The organism is Glaciecola sp. G7-5, assembly GCF_055808975.1.
The window spans coordinates 1,770,615-1,787,627 of sequence record NZ_CM147892.1; the positions used below are offsets into that span (position 1 = coordinate 1,770,615).

The window sequence follows — 17,013 nt, forward strand, 5'->3', positions numbered from 1 at the left end:
AAGTAATGTCGTCGCGCTGTTGGCGAAAAATAACCAATGCATTAATAAGAGAGAAATTGATTTGAATCCTAATGTTGTAGACAACTTATTGACCCAATCGGGGCTAGACCAACAAAACGTAACACAGTTGCTCGATCTTATCCTTGATTATAAAATTGATTATGCGGATTTATATTTCCAATTATCACAGCATGAAAGTTGGGTCTTTGAAGATGGAATAATTAAAGATGGTAGTTACAATATTGAAAAAGGAGTTGGTGTACGCGCTATTACTGGTGAGCAAACTGGCTTTGCCTATTCGGATGAAATTAGTTTAGCTGCCTTAGAGGATGCCTGTAAAGCGTCGCGCAGTATTGCCAAACAGGGTGCTAAAGTGGCGGTGAAAGGCTTTAAGAATTCATCTGCTAAGGCCCTATATACAAGCAGCAATCCCTTGCTCAATATGCCTGACGCTGAAAAGGTTGATTTATTAAAACGCGTTGACACTTATGTGCGTAAGCAAGCCCCTGAAGCGACTCAGATTAGTATAAGTCTAACCGGTGTATACGAAGAAGTGCTGGTTGCGGCCAGCGATGGTACATTTGCGACAGATATTCGCCCCCTAATTCGTTTGAATTGTTCTGTATTACTTGAAAAAGACGGTAAACGAGAGCGCGGTGGTTCGGGTGCAGGAGGACGCAGAACCTATGACTTTTTTGAACAAAGTTTAGAAGACGGTCAACTTCGCTATGAACAAATAGCAGATCAGGCAATTCACATGGCGCGTGTAAACTTATCTGCTGTTCCAGCGCCAGCAGGCGCGATGCCTGTCGTACTAGGCAGTGGTTGGCCTGGCGTATTGCTACATGAAGCTGTTGGCCATGGTTTAGAAGGCGACTTCAATCGTAAAGGAGCATCAACATTCAGCGGCCGTATGGGCCAACAAGTTGCTTCAAAAGGGGTGACAGTCATCGACGATGGTACCTTAGATAATAGGCGCGGTTCTCTTTCGATTGATGATGAAGGTACACCCACGCAAAGAAACGTCTTGATTGAAGATGGCATACTCACCGGCTACATGCAAGACAAGCATAACGCTGGGCTAATGGGCGTTAAACCAACAGGCAATGGACGCAGAGAGTCTTATGCGCATTTACCTATGCCACGAATGACGAATACCTACATGCTTGGCGGTGAACATAGTCCTGAAGAAATTATTAGTTCGGTTAAAAAAGGGATTTACGCGCCTAACTTTGGCGGCGGTCAAGTAGACATCACCTCGGGTAAATTTGTTTTTTCTACCTCAGAAGCATACATGATTGAAGAGGGTAAAATTACCCAAGCTATTAAAGGAGCAACCTTAATTGGCAATGGTCCTGAATCAATGCAAAAAATTTCTATGATAGGAAATGACATGTCATTAGATGCGGGCGTTGGCGTTTGTGGAAAAGACGGGCAGTCAGTTCCTGTCGGCGTAGGTCAGCCAACATTGAAAATAGATGAAATGACAGTAGGAGGGACGGCCTAAGCCTTCCCTACGCTTTCTTTAATTCGATTACGTCAGCATTTTCTTTTTCTAATAGCGTCTCGGCTGAGCTGCCCTTTAGTAACTTGCCAACAGAATCTTTATTTTTAGCCAGTAAAATGCCTAGCTCTTCAGCAAGGTCTTCGCTTAGCACAACCCCTTTTGCTTGAATATAGGTGCACAGGTTATCAGCGACTTCTAGCATTTTATCGTATTGATCGGCTTCTTTTTTGTCAGTGGTGACCAATTTTTCGACTCCCTTATGTTGCACTACATATTGAGTAATGACTGCCATATTTCACTCCGATGGTTGATGAGTTAAAAATTACCATAAATCATGGTCTTTATTCGCCAGTTGCGTGTTTAAATAAATGCAAATACAGAATCACTGCGTATATTGCTTCCACACATGCCGCGTAGTGTGCAAAATAATATACCGTTTTGCACTGTATAAATAAACAGTTTTCTTTGGTGGCCTAGCATAATCGTTGAAATATAAGGATAAAAAGTGTGTTTAATTTTGCAAAAGTAAAAGGCATTATTTTTGATTTAGATGACACCTTGGTGAAAACAAAACTCAACTTCGTTCGTCTTAAACAAGAAATTGGTTGTCGCTCTGATGACGACATTTTGTCTTTCATCAATCGGATAAATTGCCCAATACAGCAAGCACAAGCGACAGAAACAGTACTTAAGCATGAATTGGAAGATGCGCAAACATCCACTTGGCTGCCTGGGGCGCAAGATTTTGTGCAACAAGCGAGTGCTCTAGCATTGCCTTTGGCGATTGTGACTCGAAATTGTAAACAAGCAACAGATGTCAAAATCCAAAAAAATCAAATTCCAATTGATCTGGTGCTAACACGAGACGACGCGCCAGCAAAACCAGACCCAACAGCCTTGCTCACCATCGCCAAGCAGTGGCAAATAGAAACCAAGGAGATAGCCTATATCGGCGATTATATTTATGACATTCAGGCTGCCCACAATGGAAATATGCAGGCATGGTTATATAAACAAAAGGAAAACACAGATACAGCTTCTTTCGCCCACAATCTTACCTTAATCCCGCCTGATGCAAATAAATTCTCCTCAAATAGCGGCTAATGCACAGATAGTGGCCTAAATTTAACAATACATGGGCCGTTTTTTGATTGTAGTCATTGGACAAATTGTATACATTAAATAGAGCGAGCTTAAGAAGTAGCATGTGAGTATTTAGCCAACGAGCTTGTCTTGCTTCTTAGCAAATAAGTAGTAGTAAAAGGATGTTGTATGGAGTTTGTCCTCGCTTTATCACAAGAAGCTGTCATTATCGACATGGTGCTAATGTTGATTTTCTTATCTGTTTTGATTAGCTTGATCATACGCCTGTTGGCATCGTCAAAGCTTTATTCTAAAGCGCTGAACACAAACCCTTATTACAACGCCCCTCCAAACTCCCGTTCTCTTAAGAAAATAAGCAAAAATGTAGCGCTCCCTGCACAGGGTCTAAGCCCACATTATTTGCATAAAAGTTCGCAATGCTTTGCATTAGCTATTATCGAGAAAAATATCGCTAACTTTGTTTCGGGGACAGCACTAGGCAAAGTACAGATTGATTACATAAATCATATAGGTGATGAAGCAAAGCCTAGCGTTAATGTGTGCCCAATATGGCTAGATAACGCAATGTCAGAACTACTCGGTAATGCATTCAAGCACAATAGGCGCAGGGATGACTTGCAGATAGAGGTAACGGTATATCTCGAAGAAGACTATTTTCTTGTTGCTGTATCAGACAATGGCCACGGAATATCAAGTAACATTACTGACAAATTGCTTAAAGCGGCTGGCGAGTTTAGCCCGCTCATAGATACGGTCTACTCACAGCTTGATGGCCCAACTAATTTATTTAGCATTCAATCTCACCTGCGCCAGATGCAGGGTGGCTTTACCATACGCAGTGCAAGACAGTTTTTAACTAAAATAATATTGAAACTCCCTGTGAATGCAGGTGCGAACGGCCTGTGCAGTGAAGCGAAAACTACCCATTCATTTAATAAAGGCGCTCGTGAAACTCGCCCCGCTAATATCCTTTCGGCTGAACACGAGATGCTTTCTCCAGAGGCCTTAGCGATAGAAGAATGCATTACAAATTATTATTTGCGCCAACACGAGAAAACACAGTCTGAGCACTTATTATCTCAAAAATTTAGCTATCAATTTACTAAGCTTTTAGAAAAGCACTATCACGATGAGACTTTCAAACGGCCAAAAGCGGCAGAGATAATGTTGATGAGCGAGAAAACATTCGCCAGAAGAGTCCGTAAGCATTATAAAATGAGCTTTGTCGAAGCACTCAGAAAGTTTAGATTACAAAAGGCCCGCGATAAGTTGATGCAAGGCGAACAAATTACTTATGTGGCTTTCGATACCGGTTTTAGCTCTGCCTCTTATTTTACCCAGTGTTTTAGAGCTGAGTTTGGTTTTGCACCTTCACTATTATCAAAAACATTGCAAGACAGAGGGTATCTGTGCAGTTGGCGTTAAAACGACAACCTAGCTGTGCCCACTTAATATTTGTATTTGAGAGATATCGGTATCTCCTTTTAACACTTTCAACACCGCATCTTGGGTCAATGTTCGCATACCATCTTTCAATGCTTGCTCTTTCATCGCGTTTGCTGATGCTTCTTTATATACTAAGGCGCGCAAGTCGTTGGTCATGGTCAGTAATTCGTGTACGCCGGTACGTCCGCGGTATCCGCTGTCACCGCACTCATCGCAACCTTTCTTTTGATACAATCGCAGTGTATTGTCGATACCAAGCTCGCTAAAATGTTCTTCGCCATATTGACGGCGTAAAAAGCTAATTTCTTTTTCAGGGGCTATATATTCTTCTTTGCAGTTAGGGCAAAGCGTTCTGATTAATCTTTGTGCTAGTATACCCACACAAGCGTCAGAAAAGTTGACTGGATCTAAGCCCAAATCGAGCAAACGGCTTATGGTCTCAGGCGCTGAGTTAGTGTGTAGTGTAGAGAGTACTAAGTGTCCAGTAAGAGAGGCTTCAATGCCCGCGTGTGCCGTTTCTTTGTCACGCATTTCACCAATTAGAATAATGTCGGGGTCAGCACGCAAAAATGCACGAAGGGCGTTGGCAAACGTAAACCCTATTTTGGGGCTGACTTGTACTTGTTGCAAACCTGGCTGAGTTATCTCAACCGGATCTTCCGCCGTCCATATCTTTTTGTCAGGGGTATTTAAGTAGCCTAAAATTGCGTGTAGGGTCGTTGTTTTGCCCGAACCTGTTGGGCCAACAACCAGTAAAATTCCGTGCGGCTTCTTAATCATTTGCTCAAGCATATCTATATTGCGTGTAGATAGATTCATCTTTTCAATTGGCATCGCACCACCAGCCGCCAAAATACGCATAACCACGCCTTCGCCCGCCACTGTGGGTATTGTTGCGACACGCACTTCAACCGCTTGCCCTGACATTTTAAAAGCTAACTTGCCATCTTGAGGCACTCGTTTCTCGGCAATATTTAAACTCGACATAATTTTGATACGGGCGATGACCGCATTGTGATGTGATGCTGGCACTTGTGTTATGTCTCTTACAACACCATCGACTCGCATGCGCACGCGTGTTGGTGCACCTTTTTCAGGGTCGATATGAATATCAGAAGCGTTAAGTTTTTTGGCATCATGCAATACTCTACTTACTAAGCGTACAACCGCCGGCGCATCTTCTGCTAGATCATCGTGCTGTTCGTCATCATCCTCTCCCGATGTCCCTATTTCATCGAGAATTTCGTCCATTTCTCCGGGCCCGGCACCGGCACTGTTTTCACCTAAATATTGTAAGATATGATTAGGTAAACCAACGGCTATTTCATAACTTTCGATGCCCAGTGCACTTTCAATTTCCATTAATAAAGAGGCGTTGTTGGGCTCGGCCATTAGTACGATTGGATTTTCACGCACATCAGCAACAACCGCTACGTGGTTTCGTTTCAAATAGGAAAGATTGAGTTTCGCGTCGTTTTGATATAAATGGTATTTATCTGGCAAATACGCAATGAACGGCACTTGATAGTGCACGCTAATTGCGTTACCTATTTCATGCTCAGCTATACGGTGTTCAGAAATGAGTCTCTGAACAGTTTGCTTCATGGTAGCGTCGTGAGTTATTTCTTGGATGACTTTATCACTGACTAAATTTTTGTGAACTAGGTAATCAAACGGATTAGTCGTCCCTCCTAATTCATATCTAAATTTGTCGCCAAGCATGTCCGAAATTTCTTGCGCTAATAATAAGTCGTTCTCATCATAGCCGCCCGGATTGCTCGTATTTATGACTTGCATTACGCCCATTAAAACGCCTGCGTTCATTACAGGAATACAGAGAATATTGTCGGTTTTAAATTGACTTGATTGGTCGAACTTCTTGTCAAAGCGCAGTCTATAATGAATCGCTTTGAGTTGTTGATCGTCATAGGGGTCGTTGATGATTAGTGCTTGCTGCGCCATTGCCACATAACCGGCAATAGATTGCGGACTAATCGATACTTTTATTTCGCGAGTTTCCTTCCCTGTTTTAAAGCGAGCAACGAGATCTTGATGTTGCAATCTGCGTTGAAATAAAGACATCCGTTTAGCACTAAAAGCTTGTAAGATTAGTGGTTCTATCTGTTGATAAGCCGCCATTAAACTTGGCAGCTGATTTAGCTGATCTTGCAAGTTTTGAAGCATGGCAGCGTGTTGCGTACTGTTGAACATAAACGGGCGAATTTCCTCAATACTAAATAAAACGAAGGCCTACGGACTATGGACCTATAAGCGGTTATCGGCTACTTAAGCATTTTTCTTTATACTGTTTGTGATTACTATTATTACATAATGTGCAGCGTCACTTGTGCTGGCCAAAGGTCCGTTTTTGAGATTGTGTGTCCTTTAGTACCACATGCCTGAACCACTAATAATTTGTGCTTGCGGGATATCTGTTTCGCCATTGAGTACTTTTATCAAAACATCTTGCGTAAGCGTGCGCATACCATCTTCCATGGCTTGCGCTTTTATATCTGCAATTGATGATTCTTTATACACTAAACTACGAATCTTTGGCGTCATTGGGAGTAATTCATGTACACCTGTTCTGCCTTTGTAGCCGGTGTCGTTACATTCAAAGCAACCGACAGCTTTATATAGTTGAAGGTCTTCGTTGACATTCAGTTCGGCGTAGAAATCCTTACCATATTGACGCTGTAGAAAAGCATGCTCAGAGGCTTCAGCAGTATATTTTACCTTGCATTTTTCGCATAGTACGCGTACCAATCGTTGGGCTAAAATTCCTACACAAGCATCAGAGAAGTTGACCGGATCCATGCCTAGATCGAGGAGGCGCCCAATCGTTTCAGGGGCAGAGTTTGTGTGTAAGGTCGATAACACTAAATGTCCGGTTAAGGAAGCTTCAATACCCGCACTAGCCGTTTCTTTATCACGCATCTCGCCAATCAGTATTACATCAGGATCGGCGCGTAAAAAGGCTCTTAAGGCTTTGGCAAAGGTAAAACCCACTTTTGGATTAATTTGTACTTGTTGCAAGCGATATTGCGTAATCTCGACGGGATCTTCTGCCGTCCAAATCTTTTTATTAGGAGTGTTTAAGTGTCCCAAAATGGCGTGCAAGGTCGTTGTTTTTCCCGAACCAGTTGGGCCAACCACCAATAAGATGCCATGAGGCATGGTGACTAGCGATTTGAGCATTTGTAAATTGCGAGGTGATAAATTTATTTTATCAATTGGCATAACATCACTGCCAGCCAACAAGCGCATTACTATGCCTTCACCCTCTACCGTCGGAATGGTCGCAACACGAACGTCGATGGTTTGACCGCCAGAATCGAACATTAATTTGCCGTCTTGGGGGATGCGTTTTTCCGCTATATTTAGTCCGGCCATAATCTTAATGCGTGCAATAATCGCATTATGTTGTGAGCGTGGGACTTGGTTGATGTCTCGTACTTCGCCATCAACCCTCATTCTAACGAGTGTTGGACTGTCGGGTTCAGGATCAATATGAATATCTGATGCATTCATACGTTTGGCTTCTGATAAAATACTTGCGACCAATCTTACAATTGCTGGCGCATCTTCTACGACATCTTCTTTACGAACTTCTTCTTTTACCGAAATGCTGTCGATTTCACCGATAATTTCGTCAAACTCACTCGAATGAGAACGGGATTTGGTTTCACCTAAATATTGTAATATTTTTGACGGTAAGCTAAAGGCAAGTTGGTAATTGTCATCTCCTAAAGCGCTTTCAATTTCCATTAAAAGTGCTGTGTTATTGGGTTCAAACATGACGACGACGGCTTGTTCTCTAATGTCTCTTAAGATGGCTACCGTGTTGCGCTTTAAATAAGAAATATTTAGCTTTGAGTCGCTATTCGATATATGAAACTCGGCAGGTGCAAAGTCAATAAAGGGGACTTGGTAATACACCGAGAGAGCTTCGCATAAATCACTTTCAGCAATCTGGTGTTCAGTATGCAGTAAATAAGCTAAATGTTTGACGCTAGAATTATGCGTCAAATTGTCGAGTATTTTGGCGTCGAGTAAACCTTTGTGTACCAGATAATCGAAGGGCCTTACTGTGCCGCCAAATTCAAATTTATAGTAACTTCCAAATAATCTCGCAAGTTTAAATGCCAGTGTGATATCAACGTCATTAAAGTCACCATCTTCTTTATTGACGATTTGTACTACGCCTAGTAACACACCATTGCACTTCATGGGTACGCACAAAATGCTCTTGGTTTTGAACCGCGTTAAACGGTCATATTTCTTATCAAATCGAAGCTTACTGTTAATCGCCTTGAGTGCATCTTCATCGTAGGGATTGGTAACTGCAACGGCTTGTTGCGCCATCGCGACATAACCGGCGATAGACTGCGTATTAATAGCGACTTTTAATTCGCGGGTTTCTGAGCCCGTTTTGTACCTTGAGACTAAATCACGGTGATGAGTACGACGCTGAAATATAGAAAGTCGTTTCGCGTTGAAGGCCCTTAAAATAAGCGGTTCGATATGTTCAAATGCTTCATCAAGGCTAACATGTTGTTCTAAAATGCTATGTATTGTATGCAGTATATTGGGACGCAATTGACCAGTAAACGAAGTCATTCATATTTCCTAATGTGAGAGGCCCTGATGAATTATTTTTGACGGGCGGTGAGTAACTCTCACATTAAGCAATTTTTATACCATTGACAGCAAAGACTTTTTTTACCTCTGGTTTCTGTATAGACATGTTCCATTTATCGTCGTCTGCTACTGCTATTTACCTAAACCCCTCAATGTCTGTTAAGGGTTTTCCGGCACGTGTCGTCATAGGCTCGTCTAGGTCGAAAGCAAATTCAGGCATAAATGATTCTTCCTGCTCCATTGTTATTTTTCGGGCTTGAGCTTCTTTACGTGCTTGAGCTTCTTTACGTTCTTGGGCTTCTTTACGAGCTTGAGCTTCTTTACGGGTTAAAGGCTCCTTTTGCATCGATGCTCTTCTTCGTGCTAATAGTGCCTGTTGTTTCAAGGCTTCTTCTCGCTCTAAGGTCTCTTGTCGCTCCAATTCTGCTTTGCGTTCAAGTGCTTCTTGCTGCTCCAATGCTTCTTTGCGTTCAAGTGCTTCTTGCTGTTCCAATGCTTCTTTGCGTTCAAGTGCTTCTTGCTGTTTCAATGCTTCTTTGCGTGCTATAGCTTCCTGCCTTTCTATTGCTTCTTTATGCGCAAGCGCTTCTTGCTCTTCCAATGCTTGTTGAAGGGCCAAGGCATCTTCTCGCTCAATTGCTTGTTTACGTGCCAGAGTTTCTTGTTGCTCTATTTCTTTTTGGCGTGCTAAAGCCTCTTGCTGTTCCAATGCCTCTTGTAATTCTGCTGCTTCTTTACGTGCCAACGCTTCTCGTTGCTCTATTTCTTCCTGGCGGGCTAAAGCTTCTTGCAGTTCTAAAGCCTCTTGTAACTCCATTGCTTCTTTACGCGCCAGAGCCTCTTGTTGCTCTATCTCTTCTTGGCGGGCTAAAGCTTCTTCTCGTTCCATTGCTTCTTTACGTGCCAGAGCCTCTTGTTGCTCTATCTCTTCTTGGCGGGCTAAAGCTTCTTCCCGTTCCATTGCTTCTTTACGCGCCAGAGCCTCTTGTTGCTCTATCTCTTCTTGGCGGGCTAAAGCTTCTTCTCGTTCCATTGCTTCTTTACGTGCCAGAGCCTCTTGTTGCTCTATCTCTTCTTGGCGGGCTAAAGCTTCTTCCCGTTCCATTGCTTCTTTACGCGCCAGAGCCTCTTGTTGCTCTATCTCTTCTTGGCGGGCTAAATCTTCTTCTCGTTCCATTGCTTCTTTACGCGCCAGAGCCTCTTGTTGCTCTCTTTCTTCTTCTTCACGGGCTAGTGCCTCTTGCTCAGCTATAGCTTTCTCTCTAGCTAGTGCCTCTTGCTCAGCTATAGCTTTCTCTCTAGCTAGGGCTTCTTTTTCAGCAAGTGCTATTTCGCGCGCTTTGGCTTCTTGCTCGGCTAATGCTTCTGATCGAGCCAAGGCTTCTTGCTCGGCCAATAGTTCCGCTCGGGTTAAGGCTTCTTGTTCTGCTAAGGTTTCGGCTCGAGCTAGGGCTTCTTGTTTAGCTAAAGCTTGCTCTAATTCCACCTGTTCGACCATAGCTGTTTCAGGCTCAGAAGGTGTTTTGTCTTGTTCAAAATAGTCTTCCTTTTTGAATGGCGCCTTTCTTGCTATTGAAGGTTTTGTTGCGCGTCGCTCAACACCTACACTTGAATCTACATCAAAAACTTGCGTGTTATTGCCGCCGGAACTTATTGCCATATTAAGTGCATGATTGGCCTGTTTGATGATTTCTTCTACACTCAGTATATTGCCCGGTTTAAACTCAGCGATACCGATACTAACAGTTACTTTATGCCAGTGTTCTACCTTAGTTGCCTCGTGCTCTATCTGCGCTTGTTTTACTATTTCTGACATTTTTGAAGCAAAGGCTAATACGTCTTTAGTGTTAATATTAGGTACCACTAGGGCAAATTTGTCCTTATCAAAATGCGTCAGGTATTCGCCTCCTCTAGGAGCCGCTTTAGCCATTATCTTGGCAACAGTGCGCATGCACTTATCTGCCTTAGCTTTACCATAATGCTGGATATATTCATCAAAACAATCGATTTGGATTAGCGCTAAGCTAAGACTGTTGTCTGTTCTTTTGGCACGACGTATTTCTTCGTCAATGATGAGGTCAAAGAAACGTCTATTTAAAACCTGTGTATTTGGATCTTCCATCGTCGAACTTTCTAGCCTAGCTTCATATTTGCTAATTAACTCTAGGGAGTCGACGTATTTCCCCGCCGTATGAAAACTTGCTTTTAGTGTAATATTTATCTTGCAGCTTACGGCAAGCATAAGACCTGTATACACTAATAAACCCACTGATAAGGTTTTCGCAATCTCAGGGCTGACAATAAACAGACTAACAATGGATGGCGTAGCCAAGGCAAGGGTCGCCAATGCCATAATTTTTTTAGAAGCAATATTGGGTACTAGTACGAGTGACAAGTGCATTGCTATCGCGGTGCTAATTAGCGGGAAAATTTCAGAAGCGCCAGTAAATAATAGAAATACATAAGCACATGAGAAGACCACACAATTAAGAAAGACAGCGCCCGCTAAATAGTTTTCCCATTTAAGGTAGTCGACTTCATCAGCGCTTCTTTTGCGAGTAAACATCGAAAAGCTAAGCACAGTGATAAGCAATGTTGACACTAAAAAAGATTGCCACTGCACTACTAAACCCGATTCAACCGAGTCCCAAGTTAGGTAAATCAAAAAACCGGCAAACAAAAAATGCGCTAAAATAGGAATGTACGCGTGTTGATACAAATGTACGACTTTAGATTCAGCTTGTTGCGGTGTTGACCTTGGCTTCATGGTATGTTTCTCATCGTTATTGTAGTGGCTACTTCTACTACTTTAGCGCTCACGGTTTAGTTAGTTGAGTTACCAATATAAAGTACTGAAATAAAGAAAGGTTTGTTGCTCTTATACAAAATTATTAGTTTTCATAACATTGGTATAAATAACGACATAAACTAGACCAGCGCGGCTTCGGGCTGTTATGACTCATATATAAAGCTTTCATAATGACGCGCATGGGCTAAGTGATAATTAAGCTAAAGAACAAATAATAATTGATTATTTCGCAATCAAGCTTGCCAAAAGTCCATTTCTCTGTATAATTCGCGCCCACTGTTACTGAACAAGCAAGATTTTTGCTTGGCTTTAACAACGTGTAGTGGGTATATATCTAGGTCAATCAGCGCTTGTCGCTACTTTAGGTACTTACCGGTAAGTTCATTTTTACACACTACCTATAAACAGGACCTCAATAAGAGGTTATTGGTTTACGCACATCTTTTCTCCCGGTTCTCTTTACAGAGAAGGAAGGGTACGAAAAGGTGAATTTTATTGTTCTTTCGGTTGGAGCTTAATCGATGCCAAATCAAAGAATTCGTATTCGTTTGAAAGCGTTTGATCATAAATTGATTGATCAATCTACTGCGGAAATCGTTGAAACAGCAAAGCGTACTGGCGCGCAGGTTAGTGGTCCAATTCCATTACCTACACGCAAAGAACGTTACACTGTATTAACGTCGCCGCACGTAAATAAAGACGCGCGTGATCAATACGAAATCCGCACACATAAACGTTTAGTAGATATCATTGAACCAACTGATAAAACAGTTGATGCTTTGATGAGATTGGACTTAGCTGCGGGCGTTGATGTTCAGATCAGTCTGGGCTAGTAGCGCCGCAGCTAGATATTAAGAGGGTAATAACAATGTCGATTGGACTTATCGGTCGTAAAGTAGGTATGACACGCATCTTCACTGAAGATGGCGTTTCTATCCCTGTGACTGTTATCGAAGCGACCCCTAACCGTGTGACTCAGTTACGTACTGCAGACACAGACGGTTATCGTGCATTACAAGTTACCGCTGGTACAAAGAAAGCGAATCGCGTAAATAAAGCTGCAGCAGGTCATTTTGCTAAAGCTGGCGTGGAAGCTGGACGTGGACTATGGGAATTTCGTCTTGCAGATGACGAGGGTGCTGATATTGAAGTGGGCAGTGAATTAACTGTAGCCATTTTTAACGACACTAAAAAAGTCGATGTCGCAGGCACATCAAAAGGTAAAGGTTTTGCCGGTGTAATCAAACGTTGGAACTTTAGTTCACAGCGCATGACTCACGGTAACTCACTATCTCACAGAGCACCTGGTTCGATTGGTCAAAACCAATCACCTGGTAAAGTATTTAAAGGCAAGAAAATGGCCGGTCAGCTTGGTAACAAGCGTATCACCACACAGTCTTTAGAGCTTGTTCGCGTAGATGCTGAAAATAACCTTTTATTAATTAAAGGTGCCGTACCTGGCGCTACTGGCGGCGATGTCATCGTATTGCCAGCTGGCAAAGCGTAACTGGGAGTGAACTGATGGAATTAACATTGAAAGACGCTAAAAGCGCTCTTGAAGTATCAGACGCCACTTTTGGTCGTGAGTTTAACGAAGCGCTAGTACATCAAGTGGTTGTTGCATTTGGTGCTGGAGCTCGTCAAGGTACTAAAGCACAAAAAACAAGATCAGAAGTACGTGGTGGCGGTAAGAAGCCATGGCGTCAAAAAGGAACAGGCCGCGCTCGTGCTGGTACTATCCGCAGCCCAATTTGGGTTGGTGGTGGTCGTGCATTCGCTGCAAAACCTCGTGACTTTGATCAAAAAGTAAATAAAAAGATGTACCGTGGAGCGCTGAAAAGCATTCTATCTGAATTGGTACGTCAAGACCGTTTGGTAGTAGTTGAAAAATTCGGTGTAGATACACCAAAAACTAAAGAACTATTAGCAAAACTTAACGAACTAGAACTGAAAGACGTTTTAATTGTAACCGGTGAATTAGATGAGAACTTGTTCTTAGCTTCACGCAACCTTTACAAAGTAGACGCTCGTGATGTTCAAGGCATCGACCCTGTTAGTCTAATCGCTTTTGAAAAAGTGTTGATGACAGCCGACGCAGTTAAGCAACTTGAGGAGGCCTTAGCATGAACGAACAACGTTTATTTAAAGTGCTTTTAGCACCTCATGTTTCAGAAAAGTCGACTATGGTATCTGAGACTAACAATTCTTTTGTATTCAAAGTACTAAAAGACGCCAACAAAGCTGAAATTAAAGCTGCTGTTGAAAAACTTTTCGAAGTAGAAGTTCAAGGCGTACGTACCGTGAATGTGAAAGGAAAAGTTAAGCGTCACGGTCAGTCGTTCGGTAAACGCAGCGACTGGAAAAAAGCATATGTTGTGCTTAAAGAAGGTCAAGACATCGACTTCGTCGGTGGCGCTGAATAAGGGGATTTGACATGCCATTATTAAAAGCTAAACCTACCTCCGCTGGTCGTCGTCATGTTGTTCAGGTAACCAACCCTGATCTACATAAAGGAGCGCCTTACGCACCTTTATTAGAAAAGAACAGCAAGTCCGGTGGACGTAATAATAACGGTCGTATTACAGTACGTCACATTGGTGGTGGACATAAGCAACACTACCGTGTAATTGACTTTAAACGTAATAAAGACGGCATTCCAGCCAAAATTGAACGTTTAGAATATGATCCAAACCGTTCTGCGAATATTGCACTAGTGCTTTATGCAGACGGCGAGCGTCGTTACATGCTTGCGCCTAAAGGTGCCAAGTCTGGCGATGCAATCCAATCTGGTGCTGATGCTCCTATTAAACCTGGTAATGCTATGCCTATGCGTAACATGCCGGTTGGTACAACAGTACATGCGATCGAAATGAAGCCAGGCAAAGGTGCACAAATTGCACGTTCTGCTGGTGCATACGCACAAATCCTAGCACGTGAAGGCACTTATGTGACTCTTCGTTTACGTTCTGGTGAAGTGCGCAGAGTATTATCTGACTGCCGTGCAACTATCGGTGAAGTAGGTAACTCTGAGCATATGCTTCGTTCACTAGGTAAAGCTGGCGCAACTCGCTGGCGCGGTGTTCGCCCAACTGTTCGTGGTGTTGCCATGAACCCAGTTGATCACCCACACGGTGGTGGTGAAGGTCGTACATCTGGTGGTCGTCATCCAGTAAGCCCTTGGGGTGTTCCTACTAAAGGTAAGAAGACTCGAAGTAATAAGCGTACCGATAAACTTATCGTACGTCGTCGTAACAAGTAAAAGCGAGGATTCACCATGCCACGTTCTCTCAAGAAGGGTCCTTTTATAGACCTACACTTGCTGAAGAAGGTAGAAGCTGCAGTGGAAAACGGTAACAAGAAACCAATTAAGACTTGGTCTCGTCGTTCCATGATTAGCCCAGATATGATTGGGTTAACCATTGCAGTCCATAACGGTCGCCAGCACGTTCCTGTATTTGTCAGTGACGAAATGGTCGGTCATAAGTTGGGCGAATTTGCTCCAACGCGTACTTATCGCGGCCATGTCGCAGATAAGAAAGCCAAACGATAAGAGGAGTAAGAAATGGAAGCATTAGCTAAACATCGTCATGCTCGTACGTCGGCTCAAAAGGCACGCTTGGTAGCAGATCAAATCCGCGGGTTACACGTCGAGAAAGCGCTTGAAGTGCTTACTTACAGCCCAAAGAAAAGTGCAGCGCTAATCAAGAAAGTTCTTGAATCAGCGATTGCCAATGCCGAAAACAACGAAGGCGCTGATATCGACGAATTGTCGGTAGCAAAAGTATTCGTTGATGAAGGACCAACTATGAAGCGTATTAAGCCACGTGCTAAAGGCCGTGCTGATCGTATTTTTAAGCGTAGCAGTCACATAACCGTGATTGTAGCGGATAACTAGGAGTAGATAATGGGACAGAAAGTTCATCCTACCGGTATACGCCTGGGTATCAGCAAACCATGGACATCAACCTGGTACGCTAATACAGCAGAGTATGCCGACAATTTATACGGTGATCACCAAGTTCGTCAGTACTTAACTAAAGAACTGAAGAATGCATCACTTTCTAAAATCGTGATCGAACGACCAGCAAAAAGTATACGTGTCACTGTACACACTGCTCGCCCTGGTGTTGTTATCGGTAAAAAAGGTGAAGACGTAGAAAAACTACGTAATCACATCACTAAGCTTGCTGGTGTTCCAGCACAAGTGAACATTGCCGAAGTTCGTAAACCTGAATTAGATGCACAGTTAGTTGGAGATTCAATCTCTAGCCAATTAGAGCGTCGTGTAATGTTCCGTCGTGCTATGAAGCGCGCAGTTCAAAACGCAATGCGCTTAGGTGCTTTAGGTATCAAGGTTCAAGTTAGTGGTCGTTTAGGTGGCGCTGAAATCGCACGTGCTGAATGGTATCGTGAAGGTCGTGTACCTTTGCATACATTCCGTGCAGACATCGATTACGCTACATCTGAAGCATTAACTACCTATGGAATCATTGGTGTTAAGGTTTGGATCTTCAAAGGTGAAGTGTTAGGTGGTTTACCACTGACACAAGAGCAACCAGCTCCATCTGCACCTAAGAAGAAAGGCCGTAATCCTAAGCGAGAGGGTTAATCATGTTACAACCAAAGCGTACGAAATTTCGTAAAATGCATAAAGGTCGTAACCGCGGACTTGCTATTGCCGGTGGTAAAGTAAGTTTCGGAACCTATGGCCTTAAATCTGTTGGCCGTGGTCGTATGACCGCTCGTCAAATCGAAGCCGCACGTCGTGCCATGACTCGTCATGTAAAACGTCAAGGTAAAATTTGGATCCGTGTGTTCCCTGATAAGCCAATTACTGAGAAGCCTCTAGAAGTGCGTCAAGGTAAAGGTAAAGGTAACGTAGAATATTGGGTTTGCCAAATTCAGCCAGGACGTGTTTTATACGAGATGGAAGGTGTGCCAGAGGAATTAGCGCGCGAGGCTTTTGCTTTAGCTGCTGCTAAACTCCCATTTAAAACAACCTTTGTAACTCGGACGGTGATGTAATGAACGCGACAGAACTGAGAGAAAAAAGTGTAGAAGAACTAAACACTGAATTGAACAACTTGCTTCGCGAGCAGTTTAATTTACGTATGCAGAACTCTACCGGTCAGTTGGAACAAACTGCCCAAATCAAAACAGTACGTCGTAGCATCGCACGTGTTAAAACCATATTGACTCAGAAAGCTGGAGAATAAGATGTCTGAACAAAAAATTCGTACAGTCCAAGGTCGTGTGGTGAGTAACAAAATGGATAAAACCATTACTGTTAGAGTAGAAAGATTTGTTAAGCATCCTATATACGGAAAGTTTATCAAACGTTCTACTAAGTTACATGCACACGATGAAGCTAACGTTTGTAACGAAGGCGATTTAGTATCTGTTACTGAATGTCGTCCTTTGTCAAAGTCTAAGACTTGGATGTTAGTTGACGTATTAGAAAAAGCGTAAGCTTTTTTAGTCTGATATTAAAGGCGCTTTCCTTACG

Annotated in this window: 18 protein-coding genes; 14 read left to right on the plus strand and 4 right to left on the minus strand. The window is 42.9% G+C overall.

The genetic code is table 11. The features are described 5' to 3' along the window. Window positions 1-61 precede the first annotated feature (61 nt). Window positions 62-1,507 (plus strand): metalloprotease TldD, encoded by a 1,446-nt coding sequence (gene tldD, locus AC0L6H_RS07685; protein WP_473393570.1) that lies wholly within the window; start codon window positions 62-64, stop codon window positions 1,505-1,507. Between the two features lie 7 nt (window positions 1,508-1,514). Here tldD and AC0L6H_RS07690 read toward each other — a convergent pair whose 3' ends face one another. Next, complete coding sequence (locus AC0L6H_RS07690; protein WP_473393571.1) at window positions 1,515-1,799, minus strand: YebG family protein; 285 nt, start codon at window positions 1,797-1,799, stop codon at window positions 1,515-1,517. A gap of 215 nt (window positions 1,800-2,014) precedes the next feature. Here AC0L6H_RS07690 and AC0L6H_RS07695 point away from each other — a divergent pair, with 215 nt between their 5' ends. Together AC0L6H_RS07695 and AC0L6H_RS07700 are read left to right on the plus strand one after the other, a co-directional pair. Then, window positions 2,015-2,611 carry an HAD family hydrolase gene (locus tag AC0L6H_RS07695; RefSeq protein WP_473393572.1) on the plus strand — a complete coding sequence of 199 codons (597 nt, stop codon included), beginning with the start codon at window positions 2,015-2,017 and terminating at the stop codon, window positions 2,609-2,611. Window positions 2,612-2,779: 168 nt separating this feature from the next. After that, window positions 2,780-4,036 (plus strand): helix-turn-helix domain-containing protein, encoded by a 1,257-nt coding sequence (locus AC0L6H_RS07700; protein WP_473393574.1) that lies wholly within the window; start codon window positions 2,780-2,782, stop codon window positions 4,034-4,036. Between the two features lie 9 nt (window positions 4,037-4,045). On the opposite strand, the gene AC0L6H_RS07705 is transcribed toward AC0L6H_RS07700, so the two are convergent. The 3 genes from AC0L6H_RS07705 to AC0L6H_RS07715 form a co-directional block, all read right to left on the minus strand. After that, window positions 4,046-6,268 carry a GspE/PulE family protein gene (locus AC0L6H_RS07705; RefSeq protein WP_473393575.1) on the minus strand — a complete coding sequence of 741 codons (2,223 nt, stop codon included), beginning with the start codon at window positions 6,266-6,268 and terminating at the stop codon, window positions 4,046-4,048. 174 nt (window positions 6,269-6,442) lie between these two features. Then, window positions 6,443-8,677 carry an ATPase, T2SS/T4P/T4SS family gene (locus tag AC0L6H_RS07710; protein WP_473393577.1) on the minus strand — a complete coding sequence of 745 codons (2,235 nt, stop codon included), beginning with the start codon at window positions 8,675-8,677 and terminating at the stop codon, window positions 6,443-6,445. 157 nt (window positions 8,678-8,834) lie between these two features. After that, entirely contained in the window at window positions 8,835-11,465 is a 2,631-nt protein-coding gene (locus AC0L6H_RS07715; RefSeq protein ID WP_473393578.1) for a diguanylate cyclase domain-containing protein, read from the minus strand. Between the two features lie 563 nt (window positions 11,466-12,028). Between AC0L6H_RS07715 and rpsJ the strand changes: the two genes are divergently transcribed. Genes rpsJ through rpsQ form a run of 11 tightly spaced genes read left to right on the plus strand, consistent with a single transcriptional unit; the run spans window position 12,029 to window position 16,976 of the window. Next, on the plus strand, window positions 12,029-12,340 hold the full coding sequence (gene rpsJ, locus AC0L6H_RS07720; RefSeq protein WP_006012796.1) for a 30S ribosomal protein S10: 312 nt from the start codon (window positions 12,029-12,031) through the stop codon (window positions 12,338-12,340). 35 nt (window positions 12,341-12,375) lie between these two features. Continuing rightward, a complete protein-coding gene (gene rplC / locus AC0L6H_RS07725; RefSeq protein WP_473393580.1) occupies window positions 12,376-13,014 on the plus strand; it encodes a 50S ribosomal protein L3 in 639 nt (212 codons plus the stop codon). 14 nt (window positions 13,015-13,028) lie between these two features. Beyond that, window positions 13,029-13,634, plus strand: coding sequence for a 50S ribosomal protein L4 (gene rplD / locus AC0L6H_RS07730; RefSeq protein ID WP_473393581.1), 606 nt, complete (start codon window positions 13,029-13,031; stop codon window positions 13,632-13,634). Continuing rightward, window positions 13,631-13,930, plus strand: a complete 300-nt coding sequence (gene rplW / locus AC0L6H_RS07735; protein ID WP_473393582.1) for a 50S ribosomal protein L23 — start codon at window positions 13,631-13,633, stop codon at window positions 13,928-13,930. Before rplD ends, rplW begins: the two co-directional genes overlap by 4 nt. Before the next feature lie 11 nt (window positions 13,931-13,941). Continuing rightward, complete coding sequence (gene rplB / locus AC0L6H_RS07740) at window positions 13,942-14,766, plus strand: 50S ribosomal protein L2 (RefSeq protein WP_473393584.1); 825 nt, start codon at window positions 13,942-13,944, stop codon at window positions 14,764-14,766. A 15-nt stretch (window positions 14,767-14,781) separates the two neighbouring features. Next, window positions 14,782-15,057 (plus strand): 30S ribosomal protein S19, encoded by a 276-nt coding sequence (rpsS, locus tag AC0L6H_RS07745; protein ID WP_473393585.1) that lies wholly within the window; start codon window positions 14,782-14,784, stop codon window positions 15,055-15,057. A gap of 12 nt (window positions 15,058-15,069) precedes the next feature. After that, window positions 15,070-15,402, plus strand: a complete 333-nt coding sequence (gene rplV, locus AC0L6H_RS07750) for a 50S ribosomal protein L22 (protein ID WP_473393586.1) — start codon at window positions 15,070-15,072, stop codon at window positions 15,400-15,402. A 9-nt stretch (window positions 15,403-15,411) separates the two neighbouring features. Then, window positions 15,412-16,116, plus strand: a complete 705-nt coding sequence (rpsC, locus tag AC0L6H_RS07755) for a 30S ribosomal protein S3 (protein ID WP_473393588.1) — start codon at window positions 15,412-15,414, stop codon at window positions 16,114-16,116. A gap of 2 nt (window positions 16,117-16,118) precedes the next feature. Next, entirely contained in the window at window positions 16,119-16,532 is a 414-nt protein-coding gene (gene rplP / locus AC0L6H_RS07760) for a 50S ribosomal protein L16 (RefSeq protein WP_473393589.1), read from the plus strand. Beyond that, complete coding sequence (rpmC, locus tag AC0L6H_RS07765; RefSeq protein ID WP_473393590.1) at window positions 16,532-16,723, plus strand: 50S ribosomal protein L29; 192 nt, start codon at window positions 16,532-16,534, stop codon at window positions 16,721-16,723. Before rplP ends, rpmC begins: the two co-directional genes overlap by 1 nt. Window position 16,724: 1 nt before the next feature. Continuing rightward, complete coding sequence (gene rpsQ, locus AC0L6H_RS07770) at window positions 16,725-16,976, plus strand: 30S ribosomal protein S17 (protein WP_473393592.1); 252 nt, start codon at window positions 16,725-16,727, stop codon at window positions 16,974-16,976. Window positions 16,977-17,013: the final 37 nt, after the last annotated feature.